Here is a 22920-nt window from a genome sequence, read left to right as displayed (position 1 = left end):
TTGTCGATCTCGGTGCCGCGGAGCTTCTCGGCCTGGCCGGCGAAGTTCTCCAGCGCGTGCTGGTGGCGGCCGAAGGCCTTCAGGACGCGGATGCCGTGTCCGCTCCCGCCCTCCCGTCTCCCGGCGCCCCCGCGCAGAAGCGCCCGAGCACGCTGCAGACCCTGCTGCGCCTCGTCCCCTTCGTCGGCGACTCCCTGCCCCGGCTGGTCGGCGGCATCGCGGTCGCGCTCGTGGCGAGCCTGGTGTCGCTGGTCATCCCGATCGTCCTGCAGCAGCTCGTCGACGGGCCGCTGGGGGACGGAGCGGCCTCCGCCGGCTCCGGCGACCTCGGGCCGCTGATCGGCCCGGTCGCCGTCATCCTCGTGCTCGGCGTCGTCGAGGCCGGTGCCATCGCGCTGCGCCGCCGGATGGTCCTCACCCCCAGCACGCGGATCGAGGCGCGCATGCGCTCGGCGCTCTACAGCCGCCTGCAGGACCTCCCCGTCTCGTTCCACGACCGCTGGCAGAGCGGGCAGCTCCTGTCGCGGGCGATGAGCGACCTCAGCCTCATCCGCCGCTGGATCGCCTTCGGCTTCGTCCTGCTCGTGGTCAACGCGCTGACGATCGTCGTCGGCTTCGGCGTCCTCGTCTACTGGAACCCGATCCTCGGCGTGCTCTTCGTCGTGTGCTCGATCCCGGTCTGGATCTACGGGTTCGCGTTCGAGAAGCGCTACTCGAGCATCGCGCGCCGCAGCCAGGACCAGGCGGGCGACCTCGCCACGACCGTCGAGCAGTCGGTGCACGGCATCCGCGTCCTGAAGGCCTTCGGCCGCCACCAGCACGCGCTGGAGAACTTCGCCGGCCAGGCCGAGAAGCTCCGCGGCACCGAGATCGACAAAGCCCGTGCCATCGCCGGGATCTGGCTCGTCCTCCTGCTGGTGCCGGACATCGCGTTCGCGCTCTGCCTGCTCGGCGGGGTCTGGCTCGCCGCGGCCGGTCAGCTGAGCGTCGGCGAGCTGTTCGCCTTCTTCGCCACCGCGACCGTGCTGCGCTGGCCGGTCGAGTCGATCGGCTTCCTCCTCTCGATGACCTTCGACACCCGCACGGCGGTCGACCGCTACTTCGAGGTGATGGACAGCCGGAACACCATCACCGACCCGGAGGACCCCGAGACGATCCTCGAGCCGCGCGGCCGGGTGCGCTTCCGCGACGTCCACTTCCGGTACCAGGACGCCCCCGAGCGCTACCGCGACCTCCTCGACGGCGTCGACCTCGAGGTCGAGCCGGGCGAGACGATGGCGCTGGTCGGCATCACCGGCTCCGGGAAGACGACGCTCACCGCGCTGCTCCCGCGCCTCTACGACGTGACCGGCGGAGCCATCGAGCTCGACGGCGTCGACATCCGCCGGCTCCGCCGCGACGAGCTGCGCATGCACATCGGCATGGCGTTCGAGGACGCGACGCTCTTCTCCACCAGCGTGCGCGAGAACGTCCTCCTCGGCCGACCCGACGCGACCGAGGAGGAGCTGCTCGAGGCCCTCGAGATCGCGCAGGCCGACTTCGTCCACCGCCTTCCCGAGGGCCTGGACACCAAGGTGGGCGAGGAGGGGATGAGCCTCTCCGGCGGCCAGCGCCAGCGCCTGGCCCTCGCCCGCGCGGTGGCCGCTCGTCCGGCGGTGCTTGTCCTCGACGACCCGCTCTCGGCGCTCGACGTCGACACGGAGGCGCGCGTCGAGGCAGGGCTGCGCCGCGTGCTCGGCGACACCACGGCGATCATCGTCGCCCACCGCCCCTCGACGGTGGCGCTCGCCGATCGCGTGGCACTGATGGAGGAGGGCCGCATCACCGCGGTCGGCACCCACAGCGAGCTGCTCGCGAGCAGCCCGCACTACCGCTTCGTCATCTCGAGCCTCGAGGAGGACGAGCTGACCCGGCCCGCCGGAACCGAGCGCATCGGCTCCCGCCCCACGACGACCCACCAGGAGACGCGATCATGAGCACGCTCGGATCCTCCGAGGAGCGCGACGACCTCAGCAGAGCGGAGTCGGCGGCCCTGCGCCGGCGCTCGCTGCGGCTGCTCGGCTCCCTGCTGCGGCCGCTCCGGCTGCGGCTGGTGCTCACCGCGGTCGTGGTCGTCGTCGCGACCGCTGCCCAGGTCGCGGGACCGGCGCTGATCGCGGCGGGCATCGACAACGGTCTGCCCGCGGTCCTCGCGGGGAACGCGGTCCCGCTGGCGGTCACGGTCGGCGCCTACATCCTCACCGGACTCGTCGGCGCGCTCCTGGTCGCCTGGTACACCGTGCTCTCCGCGAGGGTGAGCCAGGCGATCCTGATCGACCTGCGCAAGCGGGTCTTCCTGCACACCCAGAAGCTGAGCCTGGAGTTCCACGAGAACTACACCTCCGGCCGGATCATCTCGCGCCAGACCAGCGACCTCGACTCCATCCGCGAGCTGCTCGACTCCGGCATCAACCAGCTGGTGCAGGGTGCGCTCTACATGGGCTTCGTCGCGATCGCCCTCGTCTCCCTGGACGGCGTGAGCGGCGTCGTGCTCGCCTGCGCCCTGGTGCCGCTCGCGCTGCTCACCCGCTGGTTCCAGAAGCGGTCGCAGGCGCTGTTCCGCGGCACCCGCGTCGCCTCGTCGCGACTGATCGTGCAGTTCGTGGAGTCGATGACCGGCATCCGCGCCGTGCAGACCTTCCGCACGCAGAAGCGCAACGAGTCCGTGTTCGGCGGGGTCGTCGAGCAGTACCGGCTCGCCTACAAGCGCGTCTTCGGGGTGTTCGGCACCTTCGACCCCGGGCTCGTGCTGATCGGCAACGTCACCGTCGCCGTGGTGCTGTTCATCGGCGGCGTCCGCGTGCTCGACGGCGGGCTCGAGATCGGCGCGCTGCTGGCGGTCCTGCTCTACACCCGGCGCTTCTTCGACCCGGTGCAGGAGATGGCGATGTTCTACAACTCCTACCAGTCGGCGGCCGCCGCGCTCGAGAAGATCTCGGGCGTGCTGGCCGAGGAGCCGAGCGTCCCGGATCCGGCCCGCCCGGTCGACCTGCGCCAGGCGCGGGGCCGCCTCGGCTTCGAGGGCGTCCGCTTCGCCTACACCGCCGACCGCGAGGTGCTGCCGCGCTTCGACCTCGACATCCCCGCAGGGCAGACCATCGCCCTCGTCGGGTCCACGGGCGCCGGCAAGACGACGCTCGCCAAGCTGATCTCGCGCTTCTACGACCCGAGCGACGGCGTGGTGACCCTCGACGGCGTGGACCTGCGGCAGCTGCACCCGAAGGACCTGCGGCGCGCGATCGTGATGGTCACCCAGGAGGCGTACCTCTTCTCCGGATCCGTCGCCGACAACATCGCGATCGGGCGGCCGACCGCGTCCTACGACGAGATCGTCCGGGCCGCGCAGGCGGTCGGCGCGCACGAGTTCATCCAGGCGCTGCCGGACGGCTACGACACCGACGTGAACAAGCGCGGCGGCCGCGTCTCGGCCGGTCAGCGCCAGCTGATCTCGTTCGCCCGCGCGTTCCTGGCCGACCCGGCGGTGCTGATCCTGGACGAGGCGACCTCCTCCCTCGACATCCCGAGCGAGCGCCTGGTGCAGCAGGGCCTGCAGACGCTCCTGGCGGACCGCACGGCGGTCATCATCGCGCACCGCCTCTCGACGGTCGCGATCGCCGACCGGGTGCTGGTGATGGAGCACGGCCGCATCGTCGAGGACGGCACCCCGGAGGCGCTCATCGCCGGCGAGGGCCGCTTCGCCACCCTGCACGCGGCCTGGCGGGGCTCGCTCGTCTGATCGGCTGCTGCTCGCGACTCACGTCCCGGAGCCGCTCCCGGCTCAGGGGCGCCAGCGGGCGCTTCGCACGTCGACGCGCCAGCCGCCCGGCGTGACGACGAGGGGCGTGCCCTCGCGCTCGTACTCCCGGCGGGCGCGCTCCTCGTGGCCGACCGGGGGCGCTCCTCCCGCGCGGACGACGCGCCACCAGGCGGTGTCGGAGCCGTAGCGGGCCATCACCGTGCCGACCGCGCGTGCCGCACGCGTGCCGAGGACCGCGGCGATCTCGCCGTAGGCCATCACGCGGCCGGGCGGGATCGAGGCGACCACCTCGAGGACGGCGGAGACGAAGTCGGCCGGCTCCGCTGCCTCCGGCGCCGCGCTCAGAGCGTCAGCGCCCCGATGTTCTCGCCGTACTGCGTCTCGCCGACGACCTCGAAGCCGATCCAGCGGAAGAACTGCTCCGGGCCGTCCTCGCCGGACTCCCAGATCACCGTGAGGGTGTCGAAGCCGCGGGCGCGCGCTTCGTCGGCGGTGGCGCGGACGGCGAAGGTGCCCACGCCGCGGCCCTGCTTCGCCGCGTCGATGTTGATGCGCCAGATGCAGCTGCGGAACTCCTCCGCCGCCTCCGGGTCGAAGTGCGCGTGGATGAAGCCGACCAGCTCGTCGCCGTCCATCACGGCCCGCTGCCAGGAGGCGCCCGGGTCGATCACCGCGGCGGCGGCGGAGTAGGAGACCGGCGCGATGAACTGCTCCTGGCCGGGTTTGAGGCTCAGACCGTTCACGGCGGAGATGTTCGAGGCGGACAGCTCTTCCAGGCGGAGGTCACTCATGCCGTCACTGTACCGGCGGCGCAGGACGGCGGGCATCCTCCTGTCGGGCGACGTGCGCCGGCCCCGGCGCGGACGATCGAGAACTGTCTCGACATCGAGACAGTTCGGGCCTCGGGTAGGCTGGCGGAGGCCATCCGGAGCGGTGCAGAGCCGCCCGTCCCGCACAGGTGCGGGGTCATCGACACCATGGGAGAGCAATGTCCAAGATCAAGGTTGAGGGAACGGTCGTCGAGCTCGACGGCGACGAGATGACGCGCATCATCTGGCAGAAGATCAAGGACACCCTCATCCACCCGTACCTCGACGTGAACCTCGAGTACTACGACCTCGGCATCGAGTACCGCGACGAGACGGACGACCAGGTCACGATCGACGCGGCGCACGCCATCCAGAAGCACGGCGTCGGCGTGAAGTGCGCGACCATCACCCCCGACGAGGCCCGCGTCGAGGAGTTCGGCCTCAAGAAGATGTGGAAGTCGCCCAACGGCACGATCCGCAACATCCTCGGCGGCGTGATCTTCCGCGAGCCGATCATCATCTCGAACATCCCGCGCCTGGTCCCCGGCTGGAACAAGCCGATCATCATCGGCCGCCACGCGTTCGGCGACCAGTACCGCGCCACCGACTTCGTCTTCAAGGGCAAGGGCACGCTGACCGTCGAGTTCACGCCCGAGGACGGCTCCGAGCCGATGAGGTTCGAGGTCTACAAGGCCCCCGACGACGGCATCGCGCAGGTCCAGTACAACCAGGACGCGTCGATCCGCGACTTCGCCCGCTCGTCGCTGAACTACGGCCTCTCGCGCAACTACCCGGTCTACCTCTCCACCAAGAACACGATCCTCAAGGCCTACGACGGCCGCTTCAAGGACATCTTCGAGGAGATCTTCGAGACCGAGTTCAAGGAGCGCTTCGACGCCGCGGGCCTCACCTACGAGCACCGCCTCATCGACGACATGGTCGCCTCGGCCATGAAGTGGGAGGGCGGCTACGTCTGGGCCTGCAAGAACTACGACGGCGACGTCCAGTCCGACACCGTCGCGCAGGGCTTCGGCTCGCTGGGCCTGATGACCTCCGTGCTCTCCACGCCCGACGGCAGCGTCGTCGAGGCGGAGGCGGCGCACGGCACCGTCACGCGCCACTACCGCCAGCACCAGGCCGGCAAGCCCACCTCGACGAACCCGATCGCCTCGATCTACGCCTGGACGCGCGGCCTCGCGCACCGCGGCAAGCTCGACGGCAACCAGGAGCTCATCGACTTCTCGCTCACCCTGGAGGACGTGGTCATCAAGACGGTCGAGTCCGGGAAGATGACGAAGGACCTCGCCCTGCTCGTCGGCCCCGAGCAGGGCTGGCAGACGACCGAGGAGTTCCTCGCGACCCTCGACGAGAACCTGAAGGCCCGCATGTCGGCCTGATCTCCGGCTTCGGCAGACGCGTCCGGCCCGCACGATCCTCGGATCCTGCGGGCCGGACGCGTCTCCGGGCCCGGTGGGACGCGCCCGGGCCGAGCGCCTCAGAGCGCCCGGGCGAGGTCCTCCATCGCGTGGAGCGGATCGGGCCCCGACGGCATCAGCACGACGCTCGACGCACCGGCCTCGTGCAGCAGGCCGATGCGGCGACGAGCGTCCTCGGGAGTGCCCACGACGGCCAGCTGGTCGACCCAGGCGTCGGGCAGGTCGCGGACGAAGGCGGCGCGGTCGGCGCTCTCGGCCCGAAGGCGGGCGAAGTCCTCGGCGAAGGGGAGCGGCTCGATGTGCGGCGCCCAGTCCGGCTCGCCGATCCACTCGAGTCCCGGCCGGACCGCGTCGCGCGCGGCGGCCGCGTCGTCGTCCACGGCGGCCACGTTGTAGGCGACGATCCGTCCGGTGCCGCCCAGGTGGCCGCGGGCCGCCGCGAGGTACTCCGGAGTGACGGGCTCGGCCAGGACGACCCCGTCGGCGATCCGGCCCGCGAGCGCCAACGACTTCGGTCCGCGGACGCCGGCCAGCAGCGGCGGCACGACGGCGGGCGGCGACTCCAGGACGAGGCCGTCCACGTGCACGTAGCGGCCGGAGCGGTCGGTGCGCTCGCCGGAGAGCAGCGAGCGGATCGCGTCGAACTGCTCCTCGAGCAGGGTGAGCGGGCTGCGCGGCCAGACGCCGAGGCCGCGCATCCAGTGCGGCATCCCGTGCCCGATGCCGGCGTGGACACGGCCGGGGAACAGTTCGCCGAGAGTGCCGAGCTCCATCGCGGTGAAGGCCGCCGTGCGCACGGCGGCGGGCAGGATGCCGATGCCGACGACGATCCGCTCGGTGGCGGCGAGCACCGCGCCGGCCTGGGCGATGCCGCCGCGGAAGCCGAGGTCCTCGACCACCCAGAGCTCGTCGAAGCCGAGCTCCTCGGCGCGGCGGGCGTAGACGAGCACCTCGGAGGCGGGGAGATCGCGGGGGAGCAGGACGCCGACAGCGGTGTCGGAGGAGGAGGCGCGCATCCGGCCAGCGTAGGGCGTGCGGACACGCGGAGGGCCCGCCCGCACGATCGCGGACGGGCCCTCGCTCGTCGTCCTACTCGGCGGCCGCCTCGCCGATCCGCACCTGCTCGGGGCGGGCGGTCGAGACGACCTCGATGCGGCGGGGGCGCGCCTTCTCGCTGACCGGGAGGGTCACCGAGAGCACGCCGTTGTCGTAGGACGCGGCGATGCGCTCGGTGTCGACGCCCTGGCCGAGGCTCAGCTGGCGGACGAAGGTCGCCGACTGGCGCTCCCGGGTGATCCAGGTGACGTCGTCGCCGCCCGCGACGGTGCGCTGGGCGCGGATGGTGAGGAGCTGCCCGTCCACGTCGACGTCGACCGACCCGGGGTCGATGCCGGGGAGGTCGGCGGTGAGGACGTAGTGGTCGCCGTCCCGGTACAGGTCGATCGGCATCCGGCGGGGCCCCTGGCCGGAGCCGAGGAGGGCGGTGGCGAGGCGGTCCAGCTCGCGGACGGGGTCGTAGGTGACAGCCATGAGATCACTCCATTCAGTCGTGCAACGAAGAGTTCCAAGAGTTGAGCCGATCCGGCTCAACGCGATTAAATTAGCACTCGGGGAGGGGGAGTGCCAACGGATCGGCCCCCTTCAGCGTCGACTTCGTTACCTGTTCGTAACAAAGCTGGGCAATCGAGTTCGTAGGGTCGTTTCTGTGTGGAAACCGATCCGGTTCCCAGCGAATGTGAGTAAGGACATCGATTGCCGATCCACCTGTCCCACCGACCACCCGTCCGCCGCGCTGAGAGGCGCATCCTCGCGGGCCTCGCCGTCCTCGGAGTCGCCGCGACCGCGGCCTTCGCCACCACCGGCGCCAGTGCCGCCCCTCTCGCCGGCAGTGCCTCGCTCGTCGGCGGGCTCTCCGTCGGCCAGAGCTTCGACGACGGCGACTACGTCGTCACCCTCGTCGAGCCCTCCGCGGCCACCTACCAGGGCAGCGATGCCCGTTTCGCCCGCACCGCGCCCGTCGACGGTGCGCAGCTGCAGGCCGCCTCTGCTCCGGTGGAGGACTACTCCGCCCACCTCGAGCAGCGCCAGGAGGACGTCGCCTCCGCGGTCGACGCCGCCATCGGCTACCACTACACCGTCGCCCTCAACGGCTTCTCCGCGACCCTCTCGGGCGAGCAGGCGGGCGAGCTCGCGAGCCGCCGCGACGTCGCCCAGGTCCGCAAGGTCGAGAACCTGAAGGTCGACCGCGCCGCGCAGGCCTCGCCGCTCGCCGCGGCCGCCGCCGGTACCCCCGTGCCCGACACCGGACAGCAGCGCTCCACCGACTTCCTCGGCCTCGAGGGCGAGGCCGGCGTCTGGCAGAAGCTGGGCGGCATCGACAAGGCGGGCGAGGGCGTCGTCGTCGGCGTCATCGACTCCGGCATCGCGCCCGAGAACCCCTCCTTCGCAAGCGCGCCCCTGGCGACCTCGCCCGGAGCGGCCCCCTACACGGACGGCACCACCACCTCCTTCGTGAAGTCGGACGGCGGCACCTTCGTCGGCTCCTGCTCGCCGGGGCTCCCCGCTTCCGAGCAGTGGGACGGCGACGAGTGCAACCAGAAGCTCATCGGCGCACGCTGGTTCCTCGCGGACGAGGAGGTCGGCTCGACGGACAACCCCGAGTACCGCTCCCCGCGCGACGCCGACGGACACGGCTCGCACACCGCGAGCACGGCAGCCGGCAACAACGGCGTCGAGGCGAGCGTCGACGGCTACGACTACGGGAAGATCTCCGGAGTCGCCCCGGCCGCCAAGGTCGCCGCGTACAAGGTCTGCTGGAACGGACCCGACGAGGGCACCGACGACGACGACTTCTGCTCCGGAGCGGGCATCCTCGCGGCCATCGACGCCGCGACCAAGGACGGCGTCGACGTCATCAACTTCTCGATCGGCGGCGGCTCGGCCACCTCGACCCTGACCGCGATCGACGAGGCGTTCCTCAACGCCGCCGCCGCCGGCGTCTTCGTCGCGGCCTCGGCCGGCAACTCGGGTGCGGGCGCCTCCACGCTCGACCACGCGTCGCCCTGGTACACCACGGTCGCCGCGTCCTCCATCCCGACCTACACCGCGACCGCCGCTCTCGGCGACGGCCAGAAGTTCGTCGGAGGATCCATCTCGGTCCACGAGGACGTCACCGGACCGCTGGTGAACAGCGCCGACGTCGTCCGCTCGGGCGCCGAGAACCCCGCCATCTGCGAGACCGGCACCCTCGACCCCGACAAGGTGAAGGGCACGATCGTCGCCTGCACCGCGGGCGTCACCGCGCGCGTCTCCAAGTCGGCCGAGGTCGAGCGGGCCGGCGGCATCGGCATGCTGCTGCTCAACCCGACCCCGAACGCCCTGCACGTCGACGACCACTCGGTCCCGAGCATCCAGATCGACTCGCAGGCCTACCAGGCGATCACGACCTACGCCGGCACCGCCGGTGCGACCGTGACCCTCTCCGAGGGCAACTCGTCCGGAGCCTCCATCCCCGTCCCGCAGGTCGCCGGCTTCTCGTCGCGCGGACCCGCTGAGGCGGACGGCGCCGACGTGCTGAAGCCCGACCTCACGGCGCCCGGCGTCGCGATCCTCGCCGACAGCTTCAACGCCGAGGGCGACGACCCCGCCTTCGCGTTCGAGTCCGGCACCTCGATGTCGTCGCCGCACGTGGCGGGCCTCGGCGCGCTGATCCTCGGCGCGACCCCGAAGGCCTCGCCGTCCGCGGTGAAGTCGGCCATGATGACCTCCGCCTACGACAGCGTCGACCAGTCGGGCGCCGCGTCCGAGGACGTCTTCGCCCAGGGCGCCGGACACGTCGACCCGGCCGCGTTCCTCGACCCCGGACTGCTCTACCAGAGCGGCACGGAGGACTGGATCGCGTTCCTCAAGGGTGCGGGCTACGTCTTCACCTCGAACCCGGTGATCGACCCGATCGCCGCGATCGACCCGTCCGACCTCAACCAGGCCTCGATCGCGATCGGCGCCCTCGCGGGCACGCAGACCGTGACCCGCACGGTCACCTCGACCGGCGCGGGCACCTACACCGCTTCGGTCGACGGCCTCGCCGGGATCGACACCGTCGTCTCGCCCTCGACCCTCTCCTTCACGGGTGCGGGCCAGACGGCGGAGTACACGGTCTCCTTCACCACCGGCTCGGCGGCGCTCAACCAGTTCGCCACCGGCTACCTGACCTGGGCGAGCGCGGAGCACGACGTCCGCAGCCCGATCGCGGTGCGACCCGTCCTGCTGGACGCGCCCTACGAGGTCTCCGGCACCGGCTCGACCGGCACCGGCACGGTGACGGTCACGCCCGGCATCACCGGCGCGCTGCCGCTCACCGCGAGCGGTCTCGCCGAGGGTGTCCTCGCCGAGGACGCCACCGCCGCTGACGGCCACTCGGCGACGCTCCCCACGGGGAAGTCGCTGACGACCACCGTCGTGGTGCCGGAGGGCGCCGAGTTCGCCCGCTTCGACCTCGACTCGCTCGACGACGCGGCCGACCTCGACCTCACCGTCACCAGCGAGAGCACCGACAAGGTCTTCACCTCGGCGACCGGCTCGGCCGACGAGCGCGTCGACATCGCCGACCCCGCTCCGGGCGAGTACACGGTCCAGGCCGATGTCTACTCGACCGCTCCGGGATCCTCGACCGTCACGTTCGACTTCCGCAGCTTCGTCATCACTCCGGAGAACGGTCTCGGCTCGCTGAGCACCGACCCCGCCGTGGTCGACGCCGTGCAGGGCGAGCCGATCGCGTACGCGGTCTCCTGGTCGAACCTGGCGGGCCCGGCCCGCTACCTCGGCCGTGTCGCCTACACCGACTCGGGACTCGCGACGCTCGTGAGCGTCGACGTCACCGAGGCGGTCACCCCCACCCCGACGCCGACCGCGACTCCGGAGCCCACGGGCACCCCGGAGCCGACCGCGACGCCGACGGCCGGCCCCACCGCCGGACCGGGGGAGCCCACCTCCACGCCGACCGCCGGACCGGGCGCGCCCGGCCACGGCGCCGGCGGCCTCCCGTCGACGGGCTTCGACGGCGGTCTCCTCGGAGCCGCCGCCCTCGCCCTCCTCGGTGCAGGTGCTGTGATCACCGGCCTCCGACGCCGCGCCCTGGCGCAGCGTGAGGCGGGCGCCGCGGAGTAGTCCTCCGCGACCGCCGCGAACGGCCGTCCCCCTGCTCCTCCCGGAGCGGCGGGGGCGGCCGTTCGCCGTTCTCGGGCGGGGGAGGCGGAGACGGGGCGGCTCGTGGTGCGGGCCGGGAGCAGGACCAGCCGGGCTGCGTGGGGGAACGGCTCGAGAGCGGAGGCGGGAGCGGGTCGGGGAGAGATCGACGATCAGGCGGGGCGGAGCACCTCCGACTGGGGGCCCGGCGGCGCGATCGGCCCGGGGTCCCGCTGCGGTCGCGCATCCCCGGAGGTGCATCGACGGGAGAACGCGGTGGCGACCTGCCGCTGCGAGCCGGGACGACGCGTTCGGTTCCGGTCCGAGGCGGCGGCGAGCGCACGGGGACCGCGGTGCACCCTCGGGGACAGCGGTGGACGGCTCCGAGCGAGCGCCCCCCTCGGCCTGAGCGGCCGCCGTCAGGATCAGAGGGAGCGGCGTCCCGCGATGACGCCGGAGACGACGGCGAGGACGCCGAAGACGATCGCGACGACCGGCTGGCCGAGGTCCAGCCACGCCAGCGCGGCGGCGCCCATCACGAGCAGCTCGATCAGCGAGCGGCCGTAGACGTCGATCGCGAGGACCGCGCGCGGCGAGAGGAAGAGCGCCCAGATCAGCGCGGCGACCACCGGAGCGCCGATGCCGAGGACGATGTTCCACGGGAGGTCCCACGACGCGAAGCCCCAGAGGGCGAAGGTCGCCAGCGCGACGAGCTCCAGGAGGAACCGGAGGATCGCGTTCGGGCCGATCCTGATGTCGGTGCCCGCGGTGTCCGCTCCTGCTCGATTCACGCCGACCATGCTAGCCGCCGGAGGTCAGCGGAAGATGATGGTGCGGGCCCCGTCGAGGAGCACCCGGTCCTCCGCGAACCACTTGACCGCCTGCGTGAGCGTACGGCTCTCCTCGTCCTGCCCGATCGCCACGAGCTGGGCGACCGAGTGCGAGTGGTCCACGCGCACCACGTTCTGCTCGATGATCGGCCCCTCGTCGAGGTCGCTGGTGACGAAGTGCGCGGTCGCCCCGATCAGCTTGACGCCGCGGGCGTGCGCCTGCTTGTAGGGGTTCGCGCCCTTGAAGCCCGGCAGGAACGAGTGGTGGATGTTGATAGCGCGGCCGGCCAGTCGCGCGCAGAGCTCGGGGGAGAGGATCTGCATGTAGCGCGCCAGGACCACGAGCTCGACGTCGTGCTCCTCGACGACCTCCAGCACGCGCTCCTCGAACCCGCGCTTCGACTCCGGCGAGACCACGGGTCGCGACTCGAAGGGCACGCCGTAGAACTCGGCGAGGTCGCGAAGGCTGCCGTGGTTGGACAGGATCATCGGGATGTCCACCGCGAGCTGCCCGGCGCGCTGGCGGAAGAGCAGGTCGTTGACGCAGTGCGCGGCGGTGGAGGCGAGGACGAGGGTGCGCAGCGGCCGGCCGACGACGTCGAGGCGCCAGGTCATCCCGTAGTGCTCCGTGATCGGCAGCAGGGCGGCGGCGAACTCCTCGCGGCTGATCGGCGACTCCACCTGCAGGCGCATGAAGAAGCGGCCGGTGTCGGCGCTCGAGAACTGCTGGCTCTCGGTGATGTTGCCGCGGGCCTGGACGACGGCACCGGACACGGCGTGCACGATGCCCGGCTGGTCGGGGCAGGCGAAGGTCAGGGTCCAGTGGTTTCCCGCGGGCCGGGCGCCGGACCACGCGGCGTCGCTGCCCGTCGGACGGGTGCTCGCGGGGGCGGGCCGGGGAGTCGCGGACGCGGCGGGTTCGGGCTGCATCCGCCCAGGATAACGGTGGGGCACGGGGCGGTCCGCGCGCCTCAGCCCGCGTCGACGGACACGACGGCGACGGGTCCCGTCCGCCCGTCCGGGGAGGAGTAGCGGACGCCGATCGTGTGCCTCCCGGGACCGACCTCCAGGGTCGCGGCGAGGACGGGGGCTCCGGGAGCGAGGGACCGCACCTGCCCGCCGTCGACCAGGAGGTCGAGGCCGTCCGCGTCGGGATCGGCGAGCACGAGCACGCCGACCGCGCCCCCGCTCGACGCGGCCCGGGCGAGGAGCACCGGAGCGCGCAGGTCGACCGTCTCGGGGGCGCTGACTCCTGCAGCGGTGCGCGCCAGCACCGTGGTCGTGCCCGCGGGGAGGGGGAGCGCCGGCGCGGTCCAGGAGCCGTCGGCGTCGGCGGTGGCGGAGCCCACGCGGCGTCCGTCGGAGGCGTCCTCGAGGAGCACCTCGGCGCCGGGCGCGGCGGTGCCCCGGGCATCGGGCAGCAGCCGGGCGTCGGTGTCGAGCGCGAGGGTCGGTGCGGCCGGAGCGGGGGGTGTGGCCGGAGCGGGGGTCGTGACCGGTGCGGGAGTCGAGACCGGAGCGGAGGTGCTCGGCGCCTCTGTCGGGACCGGCGCCGGAGTGCTCGGTACGTGCGTCGCTGCCGGAGCCGGAGTGTCCCGTGGGGGAGTCACGATCGGAACAGGAACCGGGACCGGAGTGCTCGGTGCGGGGGTCGGGACCGGGACGGAGGGCAGGGCCGGGCCGCTGCCGATCGGGCCCGGCGCGGAGCCCCCGGTCGTGGCCCCCGGCGGCCCGGAGGGGGCCGGAGCCTCGGGGACGGCGGGCTTGGGCGCCGGTGCCGCGCTGCCGGTCACGGCAGGGCGGGACGGGGCGGGCTCGGCGGCAGGAGTCGGGGAGGCGGTCGCCTCGATCCCTCTCGACGCCGGTGCGCCGACGGGATCGTGGGACGGCTCCCGCTGCGGCGGGCGTCCCGTCCTCCCGGGGGTCGCGCGCGTCGCTCCGGCATCGTCCGACGCAGCCCGTCCGGCCACGGCCGGCACCGTGCTCCTCGGAGCGGCGCCGGAACCGCTGGACCGCCCCGCCGGATCGCCGTCCGCTGCACTCGTCCGGTCCGCGGCCTCCGGGTCCGTCTCCGGCCGGTCGGCGCTCGCCGCCGCTCCTCCGCTCGATGTGGGCGCAGCCGCCTCGGCCGTTGCACGCTCGTCCACCCGCGCGGAGGCGTCCTCCGCCGCCACGAGCGCGCCGCCCCCGTTCCCGGACAGCAGAACCGCCGCCCCGACGACTCCCGCGATCGCGAGTGCCGCCGCAGCGGACGCGGCGACGACTACTCCTGTTCCGCTGCCCGCTCTCGACGCTCGGACCGCTCTCGACGCTCGAACCGCGCTCGACGCCCGGACCGCGCTCGGCAGCGGACCGGAAGCCGCGCCGGAGCCCCCGCCCGCCGCCCAGGCTGCCGCACCGCTCACGCCGGCCGAGAGCGGCAGCAGCACCGACGCGAGGCGGCGCGCAGTGCTCTCGGCCTCCGCCAGCGCCTCCCGGCAGGAGAGGCACCCGTCCAGGTGCCGGTCGATGCGGTGCCTGTCCCGGACGGGGGCTCGTCCTCGCGCGTACGTCCCCGCCCGCTCGAGCACCCACTCGCACTCGCCCGTCGCCGAGGCGTCCGCCACGTGCTCCCGGATCCACGCGGAGCGCAGCCCCTCCCGCGCCCGCACCCCGAGCGCTGCGACCGCGTTGGGCCGCAGGCCCATCAGCGGTGCGGCGGCGGCGGGGGACAGGCCCTCCACCTCCGTGTACCAGAGCACCTCCTGCCAGCGCGGCGGCAGCGCCCGGAACGCGCGCGCGCCCAGGTCGCGCTCGAGGGCGGCGAGGGCGTGCGCCTCGGGATCGGGGCCGGCAGAGGGGAGGGCGCGGTCGGCCTCGTCGAACGGCCGCTCGTGCCGGTCCCGCCGGGCCCAGGATCCCGCGACGTTGCGGACGGTGGTGAAGAAGTAGGGGCGGAAGGCGCCCTCGGGTCCGCCGCCGCGCTCGATCGCCCGCAGGACGCGGAGGAACGCCTCCGAGACCAGGTCGTCGGGGTCGGAGCTGCTCGCCCACGCCCGGGCCACGGTGCGCCCGGCCGAGGAGTGGCGGCGCCAGAGCTCGGAGACTGCGTCGGTGCGGCCCTCCCGGACCAGCGCGACGAGCTCCTCGTCGCTGCGGCCGTCGATGCGCTCGGAGCGGCGTCGAGGACTCACGGCGACGCCCTCCCTCCCGGTCCCGCGCCGGGACCGCCCGAGGGATCGTCGCACGATCGCGCGTGCTCGCCCCCGACTGGCGCGACTCCCGCGCCACCCGGCCCGCTTGCTAGAGTGAGCCCGCCGCGACTGGCGTTCGGATGGGTGACCATCAGGGAGCGGCACCTCCTCCGGGGCAGCGCCCCGGACACTTTTCCCGCCGCACGCCTGGGCTGGAACGGATACCGTAGATCGGGTCGCCCGAACGAGCCGTGTCGCGCCGCAGCGACCTGCCGGGCCCCTTCCGTTTCCCAGCCAAGGAGCGTCCGTGTCCTCTTCCCCCGCCAGCCCCGGCGTCGCCGCCTCGTTCGACCAGCCCGTGTCGGTGGTCGACCCCGAGATCGCCGCCGTGCTCCAGCAGGAGCTCGACCGCCAGCGCGGCTACCTCGAGATGATCGCGAGCGAGAACTTCGTGCCGCGCGCGATCCTCGAGTCGCAGGGCTCCGTCCTGACCAACAAGTACGCCGAGGGCTACCCCGGACGCCGCTACTACGGCGGCTGCGAGTACGTCGACATCGCCGAGCAGCTCGCGATCGACCGCGCCAAGGCCCTCTTCGGCGCCGAGTTCGCCAACGTCCAGCCGCACTCCGGAGCCTCCGCCAACGCCGCGGCGCTCGCCGCGCTCGTGCAGCCCGGAGACACCATCCTCGGCCTCGAGCTCGCGCACGGCGGCCACCTGACCCACGGCATGAAGCTGAACTTCTCGGGCAAGCTCTACAACGCGACCGCGTACGGCGTCGACCCGCAGACCTTCCGCATCGACATGGACGCGGTCCGCGAGAAGGCCCTCGAGGTCCGTCCGCAGGTGCTCATCGCCGGCTGGTCCGCCTACCCCCGTCAGCTCGACTTCGAGGCTTTCCGCGCCATAGCCGACGAGGTCGGCGCGAAGCTCTGGGTCGACATGGCCCACTTCGCAGGCCTCGTGGCGGCGGGGCTGCACCCGTCGCCGGTGCCCTACGCCGACGTCGTGACGACCACCGTCCACAAGACGCTGGCCGGCCCGCGCTCGGGGCTCATCCTCGCGAAGCAGGAGTACGCCAAGAAGCTGAACTCGGCTGTCTTCCCCGGCCAGCAGGGCGGCCCGCTCATGCACGTGATCGCCGCGAAGGCGACCGCGTTCAAGCTCGCCGGCGAGCCCGAGTTCGCCGATCGCCAGGCACGCACCATCCGCGGCGCGCAGATCCTCGCCGAGCGCCTCACGGCGGCCGACTCGAAGGCCGAGGGCATCGACGTCCTGACCGGCGGCACGGACGTCCACCTCGTCCTCGCCGACCTGCGCGACTCGCCGCTGGACGGCAAGCAGGCCGAGGACCGCCTCCACGAGGTCGGCATCACGGTCAACCGCAACGCCGTGCCGTTCGACCCCCGCCCGCCGATGGTCACCTCGGGCCTGCGCATCGGCACGCCGGCGCTCGCGACCCGCGGCTTCGGCGACACGGAGTTCACCGAGGTCGCCGACGTCATCGCCGAGGCGCTCAAGCCCTCGGCCGACCTCGAGGCGCTGCGCGGCCGTGTCGCCCGCCTCACCGACGACTTCCCGCTCTACCCCGGGCTGTAGTCGATCCGCTGCACCACCCGCGCGGCGGAGGCCGGGGCACCGTCCCCCTCCGCCGCGCCACGACCGAGGAGCCCGAGATGACGGCACAGGTACTCGACGGCGTCGCGACGGCGACGGCGGTCAAGACGGAGATCGCGGAGCGGGTCGCCGCTCTGCGCGAGCGGGGCGTCGTGCCCGGGCTCGGCACGCTGCTGGTGGGGGACGATCCCGCCTCCCGCTCGTACGTCGCGGGCAAGCACCGCGACTGCGCGGAGGTCGGGATCGAGTCGATCCGCGTGGACCTCCCCGAGACCGCGTCGGCGGACGACATCCGCGCCGCCATCCGGCAGCTCAACGACTCGGAGGCCGTGACCGGGTACATCATCCAGCTCCCGCTGCCGAAGGGCATCGACGAGAACGCGATGCTCGAGCTCATGGATCCGGACAAGGACGCCGACGGCCTGCACCCCACCAACCTCGGCCGCCTGGTTCTCGGCGTCGAGGGAGAGCTGGACAGCCCGCTGCCCTGCACGCCGAACGGGATCGTCGAGATGCTGCAGCGCCACGGCATCCCGACCTCGGGCAGGCACGTCGTCGTCGTGGGCCGCGGGCTCACCGTCGGCCGACCGCTCGGGCTCCTGCTCACGCGGAAGGGCCTCGACGCCACCGTGACCCTCACCCACTCCCGCACGGCCGATCTCGCCGCGGAGGTGCGCCGCGCCGATATCGTGGTGGCCGCGGTGGGCGTGCCCGGGCTCATCCGCGCCGACTGGGTGAAGCCCGGCGCCGCCGTGCTCGACGTGGGCATCACGCGGGTCGAGAACCCGGAGACGGGCCGCGCGAAGCTGACCGGCGACGTCGCACCGGAGGCGGCGGAGGTCGCGGGCTGGCTCTCGCCCGTGCCCGGCGGCGTCGGCCCGATGACGCGCGCGATGCTCATCCACAACGTGGTGACGGCGGCCGAGCGCGCCCTGCGCTGACCGGTCCCGCGCCACGGGACCCGCGCCGGACCGCGCTCGGGGGCGACGTCCAGTCGCCTGCCGGTAGCGTGGCCCGGCGCTCTCGCGTCCCCCACCCCGTCGGACACGTCCTCGGAGCGCGCCCCGCCCCACGAGGAGAACCCATGCTCACCGTCACCGCCTACGCCGCCCCCTCCGCGACCGAGCCGCTCGTCCCCACCACCATCGAGCGCCGCGACGTCGGACCGCACGACGTGCTCATCGAGATCGCCTACTCCGGCATCTGCCACTCCGACATCCACACCGTCCGCGGCGACTGGGGACCGGTGGCGTACCCGCTGACCGTCGGCCACGAGATCGTCGGCGTCGTCGCCGAGGTCGGCTCCGAGGTCACCAAGCACTCCGTCGGCGACCGCGTCGGCGTCGGCTGCATGGTGAACTCCTGCCGCGAGTGCGAGAACTGCCTCGCGGGCGAGGAGCAGTACTGCCTGAAGGGCAACACCGGCACCTACGCCTCCGTCGACCGCGACGGCACCATCACCCAGGGCGGCTACTCCACGCACGTCGTCGTCGTCGAGGACTTCGTGCTCCGCGTGCCGGAGTCGATCCCCTACGAGGCCGCCGCTCCGCTGCTGTGCGCGGGCATCACGACCTACTCGCCGCTCTCGCACTGGGAGGCGGGCCCCGGCAAGCGGGTGGCCGTCGTCGGCCTCGGCGGGCTCGGCCACATGGCCGTCAAGTTCGCGCACGCGATGGGCGCCGAGGTCACCGTGCTCTCGCAGACCCTCAGCAAGAAGGAGGACGGCCTCCGTCTGGGCGCCGACCACTACTACGCGACGCGCGACGAGGCGACCTTCACCGATCTCGCGAACACCTTCGACCTGATCGTCAACACGGTCAGCGCGCCCCTCGACCTCGACGCCTACCTGGGGCTCCTGCGCCGCAACGGCACGATGGTGAACGTGGGCGCTCCGGCCGAGGCGCTGCCGCTGCACGTTTTCACGCTCTTCGGCGCCCGTCGCTCCTTCGCGGGCTCGGGCATCGGCGGCATCCGCGAGACCCAGGAGATGCTCGACTTCTGCGCCGAGAAGGGCATCGCGAGCGAGGTCGAGGTCGTCTCGGCCTCGCAGATCAACGAGGCCTACGAGCGCGTCCTCACCTCGGACGTCCGCTACCGCTTCGTGATCGACGCCTCCACGTTCGAGAAGTGAGCGCGGCCGGGGCGCTAGCCTCGGCGGCATGAGCGAACGGAGCCACCCGGCCGTCGACCGCGTCCTCGACGACCTCGACCGGGACGGCGTGCACCCGACCGTGCGCTGGCTCGATTCGGCCGCGTCGACGGCCGCACTGGCGGCCGAGGCGCTGGGCGTCGACGTCGGTCAGATCGCCAACTCGCTCGTGTTCCTGCTCGACGGTGCGCCGCTGCTGGTCCTGACCAGCGGCGGCCACCGCGTCGACACCGCCTGGCTGGGCGTGCAGCTGGGTGGATCGATCACCCGGGCGCCGGCCGCGGAGGTGAAGTCCGCGACGGGCCAGACGATCGGCGGGATCGCGCCGGTGGGCCATCCCGCGCCGCTGCGCACCGTGGTCGACACGGCCCTCGCCGCCTACGACGTGGTCTGGGCTGCGGCCGGGCACGCGCACACCGTCTACCCGACGAGCTTCGCCGAGCTGGTCCGGGTCACCGGGGGAGAAGCGCGCGCCGTCGTTCCGCCGGATCCGGCGCCGTAGCGGCTGGACGAGGGACGCCCCCTGCGACGCGAGGTCGCAGGGGGCGTCGACGGGAGCAGAGGTCAGAGCACGCGGCCCGCGCCGTCGGCGGCCGTGACCAGGAAGAGCTCCGGAGTCGTGAAGCCCTTCTCGGCGAAGGCGGCGAGGACCGCGGCGCGGACCTCGTCCTCCTTCTCCACCGGGGTGAGGGCGATCGCGGAGCCGCCGAAGCCGCCGCCGGTCATCCGGGCGCCGATCGCTCCGGCGCCGCGCGCCGCCTCGACGGCGGTGTCGAGCTCGGGCACCGAGATCTCGAAGTCGTCGCGGAGTGAGACGTGGCCGGCGTCGAGCAGATCGCCGATCGCCCGGGGACCGTGCTCACGCAGGGTGCGGACGGTCTCGAGCACGCGGGCGTCCTCGGTCACGACGTGCTTCACGCGCCGGTAGGTGACGTCGTCGAGGAGCTCCTGGGCGCGCGGCAGGTCGTCGACCGTCAGCTCGCGGAGCGACGGCACGCCGAGGGTCGCGGCGCCGAGCTCGCAGGAGGCGCGCCGCTCGGCGTAGCCGCCGGTGGCGTGCGCGTGCTCGACGCGCGTGTCGACGACGAGCAGGACGAGGCCGGCCTCCTCGAAGCCGAGGGGGACGACCTCGGTGTCGAGGCTGCGGCAGTCCAGGAACACCGCGGCGTCGCGCTTCCCGAAGAGGGAGGCGGACTCGTCCATGATCCCGGTGGGGGCGCCGACCGCGACGTTCTCGGCGCGACGGCCGACGCGGGCCATCGTCGCGCGGTCGAAGCCGAGGTCCCAGAGCTCGTCGAGGGCGACGGCCATCGCGCACATCAGCGCCGCCGAGCTCGAGAGCCCCGCGCCGACCGGCACGTCGGAGTCGACGTACGCGTCGAAGCCCGAGCGGGAGCCCAGGTCGACGCCGTACTCGGTGAGCGCCCAGACCACGCCGAGCGGGTAGGCCGACCAGCCGGTCACGGCGCCGGGGCCGAGCTCGTCGAGAGCGACCTCGACCACCTCGGGGGAGAAGGCGCTGCTGATCCGGATCAGGCGGTCCTCCCTCGGAGCGACGGCCATCGCCGTGGCGCGGTCGATCGCGAAGGGGAAGACGAAGCCGTCGTTGTAGTCGGTGTGCTCGCCGATCAGGTTCACGCGGCCGGGGCCGGCCCAGACGCCCGCGGCGGGGCGGCCGAAGGTGCGCTCGAAGGCGGCGGCCGCGCTCTCGGCGACGGCGGTCAGGGATGCGGGAGCGGCGGTCATCGGTTCTCCTCGGCGATGTCGGCGGCGGTGGTGGCGGGAGTGGCGGCGCCGCCGGGAAGCGAGTCGTCGCTGTGCGCGGCGACCGGCAGCGCCGCGTCGGGGCGCTGTGCGATCCCGGCCTCGAGCACGGCCGCTTCGGCCCGCTCGATCGCCGCGCGCAGGGCCGCGGCGCTCGTCTCGGGGGCGATGTCGCCGATCCAGGCGCCCATCGCGGCCTCGCTCCCCGCGAGGTACTTGAGCTTCGTCTCGGCGCGGCGGGGCGAGGTGATCTGGAGCATCAGGCGCACCTCGTCGCGGCGCTCGTGCACCGGGGCCTGGTGCCAGGCGGCGATGTAGGGCGTCGGGGTGTCGTAGAGGGCGTCGATGCCGCGGAGCAGGCGCTGGTACATCACAGCCAGCTCGTCGCGCTCCTCCGGGGTCGTCGCCGCCAGGTCCGGGACGTGGCGGTGCGGCAGGAGGTGCACCTCGACGGGCCAGCGCGCGGCGAACGGCACGAACGCGGTGAAGTGCTCGCCGCGGAGGAGGACGCGCTCGCCGGCCTGCTCGAAGGCGAGGACGTCGGCGAACATCGACGGCCCGTAGCTGTCGAGCGAGGCGAGCAGGCGGGTCGTGCGCGGCGTGACGTAGGGGTAGGAGTAGATCTGCCCGTGGGGATGGTGCAGCGTGACGCCGATCGCCTCGCCGCGGTTCTCGAACGGGAAGACCTGCTGCACGCCGGGAAGGGCCGAGAGGGCGCCCACGCGGTCGGCCCAGGCCTCGACCACGGTCCGGGCTCGGGAGGCGCTGAGCGTGGCGAACGAGCCCTCGTGCTCGGGGCTGAAGCAGACGACCTCGCAGCGGCCGACGCTGGTCAGCGTCCGGCCGAGCCCGAGAGTGCGCAGGTCCTCCAGGGAGGCGGGCGCGTCCGCGTCCTCGAGGAGCGGGCCGAAGGAGGGGGAGCGGTTCTCGAAGACGGCGACGTCGTAGCGGCTGGGCACCTCCGACGGGTTCGTCGGCGACGCCGGGGCGAGCGGATCGAGCTCGGCCGGCGGCAGGAACACGCGGTTCTGGCGCGACGCGGCGATGGAGACCCACTCGCCGGTCAGCACGTCCTGGCGCATCCGCGCGGTGGCAGGGCGGGGGTCGAGGTGGCGGGCGTCGGCGGCGCGCTCCGGGGGGAGGGTCGTGTCGGCGTCGTCGAAGTAGAGGAGCTCGCGGCCGTCGGCCAGCGTGTGCGGGCGCTTGACGACGCCGGCGGAGAGTGTGATCGCTTCGTTCATGGCAGGAGTCAGACTAGGGCCGCACCTTCGAAAAGGAAAGCTCGTTTTCCCTTTGACAAGTCCACCGGCCCGCGGGCACGATGGGCGGATGAGGACGGACGGCGAGCAGGAGTCCACGTCGGCGATCGAGCGCCGGCTGCGGCTGCGTCTGGCCGCCGAGAGCTCGGGCTTCGTCGGGGTCGCCCCGATGGCCGACATGCTCGGGGTCTCGGTCGTCACGGTCCGCTCCGATCTCGCCCTGCTCGCGAGCGAGGGCGTCCTCCAGCGGGTGCGCGGAGGGGCGATCCCGGCGCCGAGGCCCACCGGTGAGCGCTCGCTCGAGGAGGGCCTGAGCGCCGCCTCCGACGAGAAGGCCGCGATCGGCGAGGAGGCCGCCGCCTCCGTCTCCTCCGGGCAGAGCATCGTGCTCGACGTGGGCACCACCCCGCTCGCCATCGCGCACGCGCTCGTGGCGCGGGAGGAGCTGCGCGACGTCACGGTGATCACGAACGGCCTCTCCACGGCGCTGGCGCTCGAGCCGGCCATCCCGCGCTTCACGGTCGTCGTCACCGGGGGCACTCTGCGGCCGCTGCAGCACTCGCTGGTCGAGCCGCTCGCGTCCGAGCTGCTCGAGCGGATCCGCGCCGACATCGCCTTCATCGGCTGCACCGGCGTGCACCCCGAGGCCGGCGTCACCAACGTCAACCTCCCGGAGGCGACCCTGAAGCGCCGGATGCTGCAGGCGGCGACCCGCCGGGTCGTGGTCGCGGACTCCTCGAAGCTCGGAGTGGTCGACCTCGGCCGGGTCGCCGCTCCCGACGAGTTCGACCGTCTGCTCACGGGGGCGGGGGCCGCCGACGGAGTCGTCGCCGCTCTGGAGGAGGCGGGGCTCGCGGTCACCCGCTGCCGGACGCTCGGCGAGCGCGTCAGTCCGTAGGATCAAG

General features: G+C 73.1%; 18 protein-coding genes. 9 read left to right on the top strand and 9 right to left on the bottom strand.

All coding sequences use genetic code 11. The annotated features are described in order from the left end of the window. The first annotated feature begins 95 nt into the window (after nucleotides 1-95). Nucleotides 96-1976 carry an ABC transporter ATP-binding protein gene (locus tag C5B98_RS14530; protein ID WP_104327981.1) on the top strand — a complete coding sequence of 627 codons (1881 nt, stop codon included), beginning with the start codon at nucleotides 96-98 and terminating at the stop codon, nucleotides 1974-1976. Beyond that, a complete protein-coding gene (locus tag C5B98_RS14525) occupies nucleotides 1973-3775 on the top strand; it encodes an ABC transporter ATP-binding protein (RefSeq protein ID WP_104327980.1) in 1803 nt (600 codons plus the stop codon). Before C5B98_RS14530 ends, C5B98_RS14525 begins: the two co-directional genes overlap by 4 nt. Nucleotides 3776-3817: 42 nt before the next feature. On the opposite strand, the gene C5B98_RS14520 is transcribed toward C5B98_RS14525, so the two are convergent. Next, nucleotides 3818-4141 (bottom strand): MGMT family protein, encoded by a 324-nt coding sequence (locus C5B98_RS14520; RefSeq protein ID WP_104238475.1) that lies wholly within the window; start codon nucleotides 4139-4141, stop codon nucleotides 3818-3820. After that, nucleotides 4138-4587, bottom strand: coding sequence for a GNAT family N-acetyltransferase (locus C5B98_RS14515; RefSeq protein ID WP_104224946.1), 450 nt, complete (start codon nucleotides 4585-4587; stop codon nucleotides 4138-4140). Before C5B98_RS14515 ends, C5B98_RS14520 begins: the two co-directional genes overlap by 4 nt. Nucleotides 4588-4784: 197 nt before the next feature. Here C5B98_RS14515 and C5B98_RS14510 point away from each other — a divergent pair, with 197 nt between their 5' ends. Further along, a complete protein-coding gene (locus C5B98_RS14510; RefSeq protein WP_104224939.1) occupies nucleotides 4785-6002 on the top strand; it encodes an NADP-dependent isocitrate dehydrogenase in 1218 nt (405 codons plus the stop codon). A gap of 98 nt (nucleotides 6003-6100) precedes the next feature. Here the strand turns inward: C5B98_RS14510 and C5B98_RS14505 are convergent, their stop codons facing one another. Both C5B98_RS14505 and C5B98_RS14500 read right to left on the bottom strand, forming a co-directional pair. Then, complete coding sequence (locus tag C5B98_RS14505; RefSeq protein WP_104227285.1) at nucleotides 6101-7057, bottom strand: LLM class flavin-dependent oxidoreductase; 957 nt, start codon at nucleotides 7055-7057, stop codon at nucleotides 6101-6103. A 73-nt stretch (nucleotides 7058-7130) separates the two neighbouring features. Further along, on the bottom strand, nucleotides 7131-7571 hold the full coding sequence (locus tag C5B98_RS14500) for an Hsp20/alpha crystallin family protein (RefSeq protein WP_104327979.1): 441 nt from the start codon (nucleotides 7569-7571) through the stop codon (nucleotides 7131-7133). Between the two features lie 222 nt (nucleotides 7572-7793). Between C5B98_RS14500 and C5B98_RS14495 the strand changes: the two genes are divergently transcribed. Then, nucleotides 7794-11207 (top strand): S8 family serine peptidase, encoded by a 3414-nt coding sequence (locus tag C5B98_RS14495; RefSeq protein WP_104327978.1) that lies wholly within the window; start codon nucleotides 7794-7796, stop codon nucleotides 11205-11207. 443 nt (nucleotides 11208-11650) lie between these two features. Here C5B98_RS14495 and C5B98_RS14490 read toward each other — a convergent pair whose 3' ends face one another. From C5B98_RS14490 to C5B98_RS14480, 3 genes are read right to left on the bottom strand one after another with little or no spacing between them, the layout of a single operon-like run. Next, nucleotides 11651-12016 (bottom strand): YrdB family protein, encoded by a 366-nt coding sequence (locus C5B98_RS14490; RefSeq protein ID WP_104276971.1) that lies wholly within the window; start codon nucleotides 12014-12016, stop codon nucleotides 11651-11653. A gap of 24 nt (nucleotides 12017-12040) precedes the next feature. Then, complete coding sequence (gene purU / locus C5B98_RS14485) at nucleotides 12041-12985, bottom strand: formyltetrahydrofolate deformylase (protein ID WP_104224944.1); 945 nt, start codon at nucleotides 12983-12985, stop codon at nucleotides 12041-12043. Nucleotides 12986-13026: 41 nt separating this feature from the next. Beyond that, the gene (locus C5B98_RS14480) at nucleotides 13027-15228 is read right to left on the bottom strand and encodes a sigma-70 family RNA polymerase sigma factor (protein WP_146076978.1); all 2202 of its coding nucleotides are present in this window, start codon (nucleotides 15226-15228) and stop codon (nucleotides 13027-13029) included. Nucleotides 15229-15535: 307 nt separating this feature from the next. Between C5B98_RS14480 and glyA the strand changes: the two genes are divergently transcribed. The 4 genes from glyA (at nucleotide 15536) to C5B98_RS14460 (ending at nucleotide 19494) form a co-directional block, all read left to right on the top strand. Then, nucleotides 15536-16825 (top strand): serine hydroxymethyltransferase, encoded by a 1290-nt coding sequence (gene glyA / locus C5B98_RS14475; protein WP_104224723.1) that lies wholly within the window; start codon nucleotides 15536-15538, stop codon nucleotides 16823-16825. Nucleotides 16826-16902: 77 nt separating this feature from the next. Beyond that, complete coding sequence (locus C5B98_RS14470; RefSeq protein ID WP_104327976.1) at nucleotides 16903-17784, top strand: bifunctional methylenetetrahydrofolate dehydrogenase/methenyltetrahydrofolate cyclohydrolase; 882 nt, start codon at nucleotides 16903-16905, stop codon at nucleotides 17782-17784. Between the two features lie 143 nt (nucleotides 17785-17927). After that, complete coding sequence (locus tag C5B98_RS14465; RefSeq protein ID WP_104327975.1) at nucleotides 17928-18974, top strand: NAD(P)-dependent alcohol dehydrogenase; 1047 nt, start codon at nucleotides 17928-17930, stop codon at nucleotides 18972-18974. 28 nt (nucleotides 18975-19002) lie between these two features. After that, entirely contained in the window at nucleotides 19003-19494 is a 492-nt protein-coding gene (locus C5B98_RS14460) for a YbaK/EbsC family protein (RefSeq protein WP_104327974.1), read from the top strand. 62 nt (nucleotides 19495-19556) lie between these two features. On the opposite strand, the gene galK is transcribed toward C5B98_RS14460, so the two are convergent. Then, the gene (galK, locus tag C5B98_RS14455) at nucleotides 19557-20738 is read right to left on the bottom strand and encodes a galactokinase (RefSeq protein ID WP_104327973.1); all 1182 of its coding nucleotides are present in this window, start codon (nucleotides 20736-20738) and stop codon (nucleotides 19557-19559) included. After that, nucleotides 20735-21997: a galactose-1-phosphate uridylyltransferase gene (gene galT / locus C5B98_RS14450; protein ID WP_104263068.1), complete on the bottom strand. Its 1263-nt coding sequence runs from the start codon at nucleotides 21995-21997 to the stop codon at nucleotides 20735-20737. The genes galK and galT overlap by 4 nt, the downstream gene beginning before the upstream one ends. Before the next feature lie 88 nt (nucleotides 21998-22085). Here galT and C5B98_RS14445 point away from each other — a divergent pair, with 88 nt between their 5' ends. Next, nucleotides 22086-22913 carry a DeoR/GlpR family DNA-binding transcription regulator gene (locus C5B98_RS14445; protein ID WP_104224717.1) on the top strand — a complete coding sequence of 276 codons (828 nt, stop codon included), beginning with the start codon at nucleotides 22086-22088 and terminating at the stop codon, nucleotides 22911-22913. Nucleotides 22914-22920: the final 7 nt, after the last annotated feature.

This window comes from Rathayibacter sp. AY1A5 (assembly GCF_002930875.1).
GTDB lineage: Bacteria > Actinomycetota > Actinomycetes > Actinomycetales > Microbacteriaceae > Rathayibacter.
Note: the sequence above shows the minus strand (reverse complement) of the source record. Positions and strands in the feature narration are given on the sequence as shown.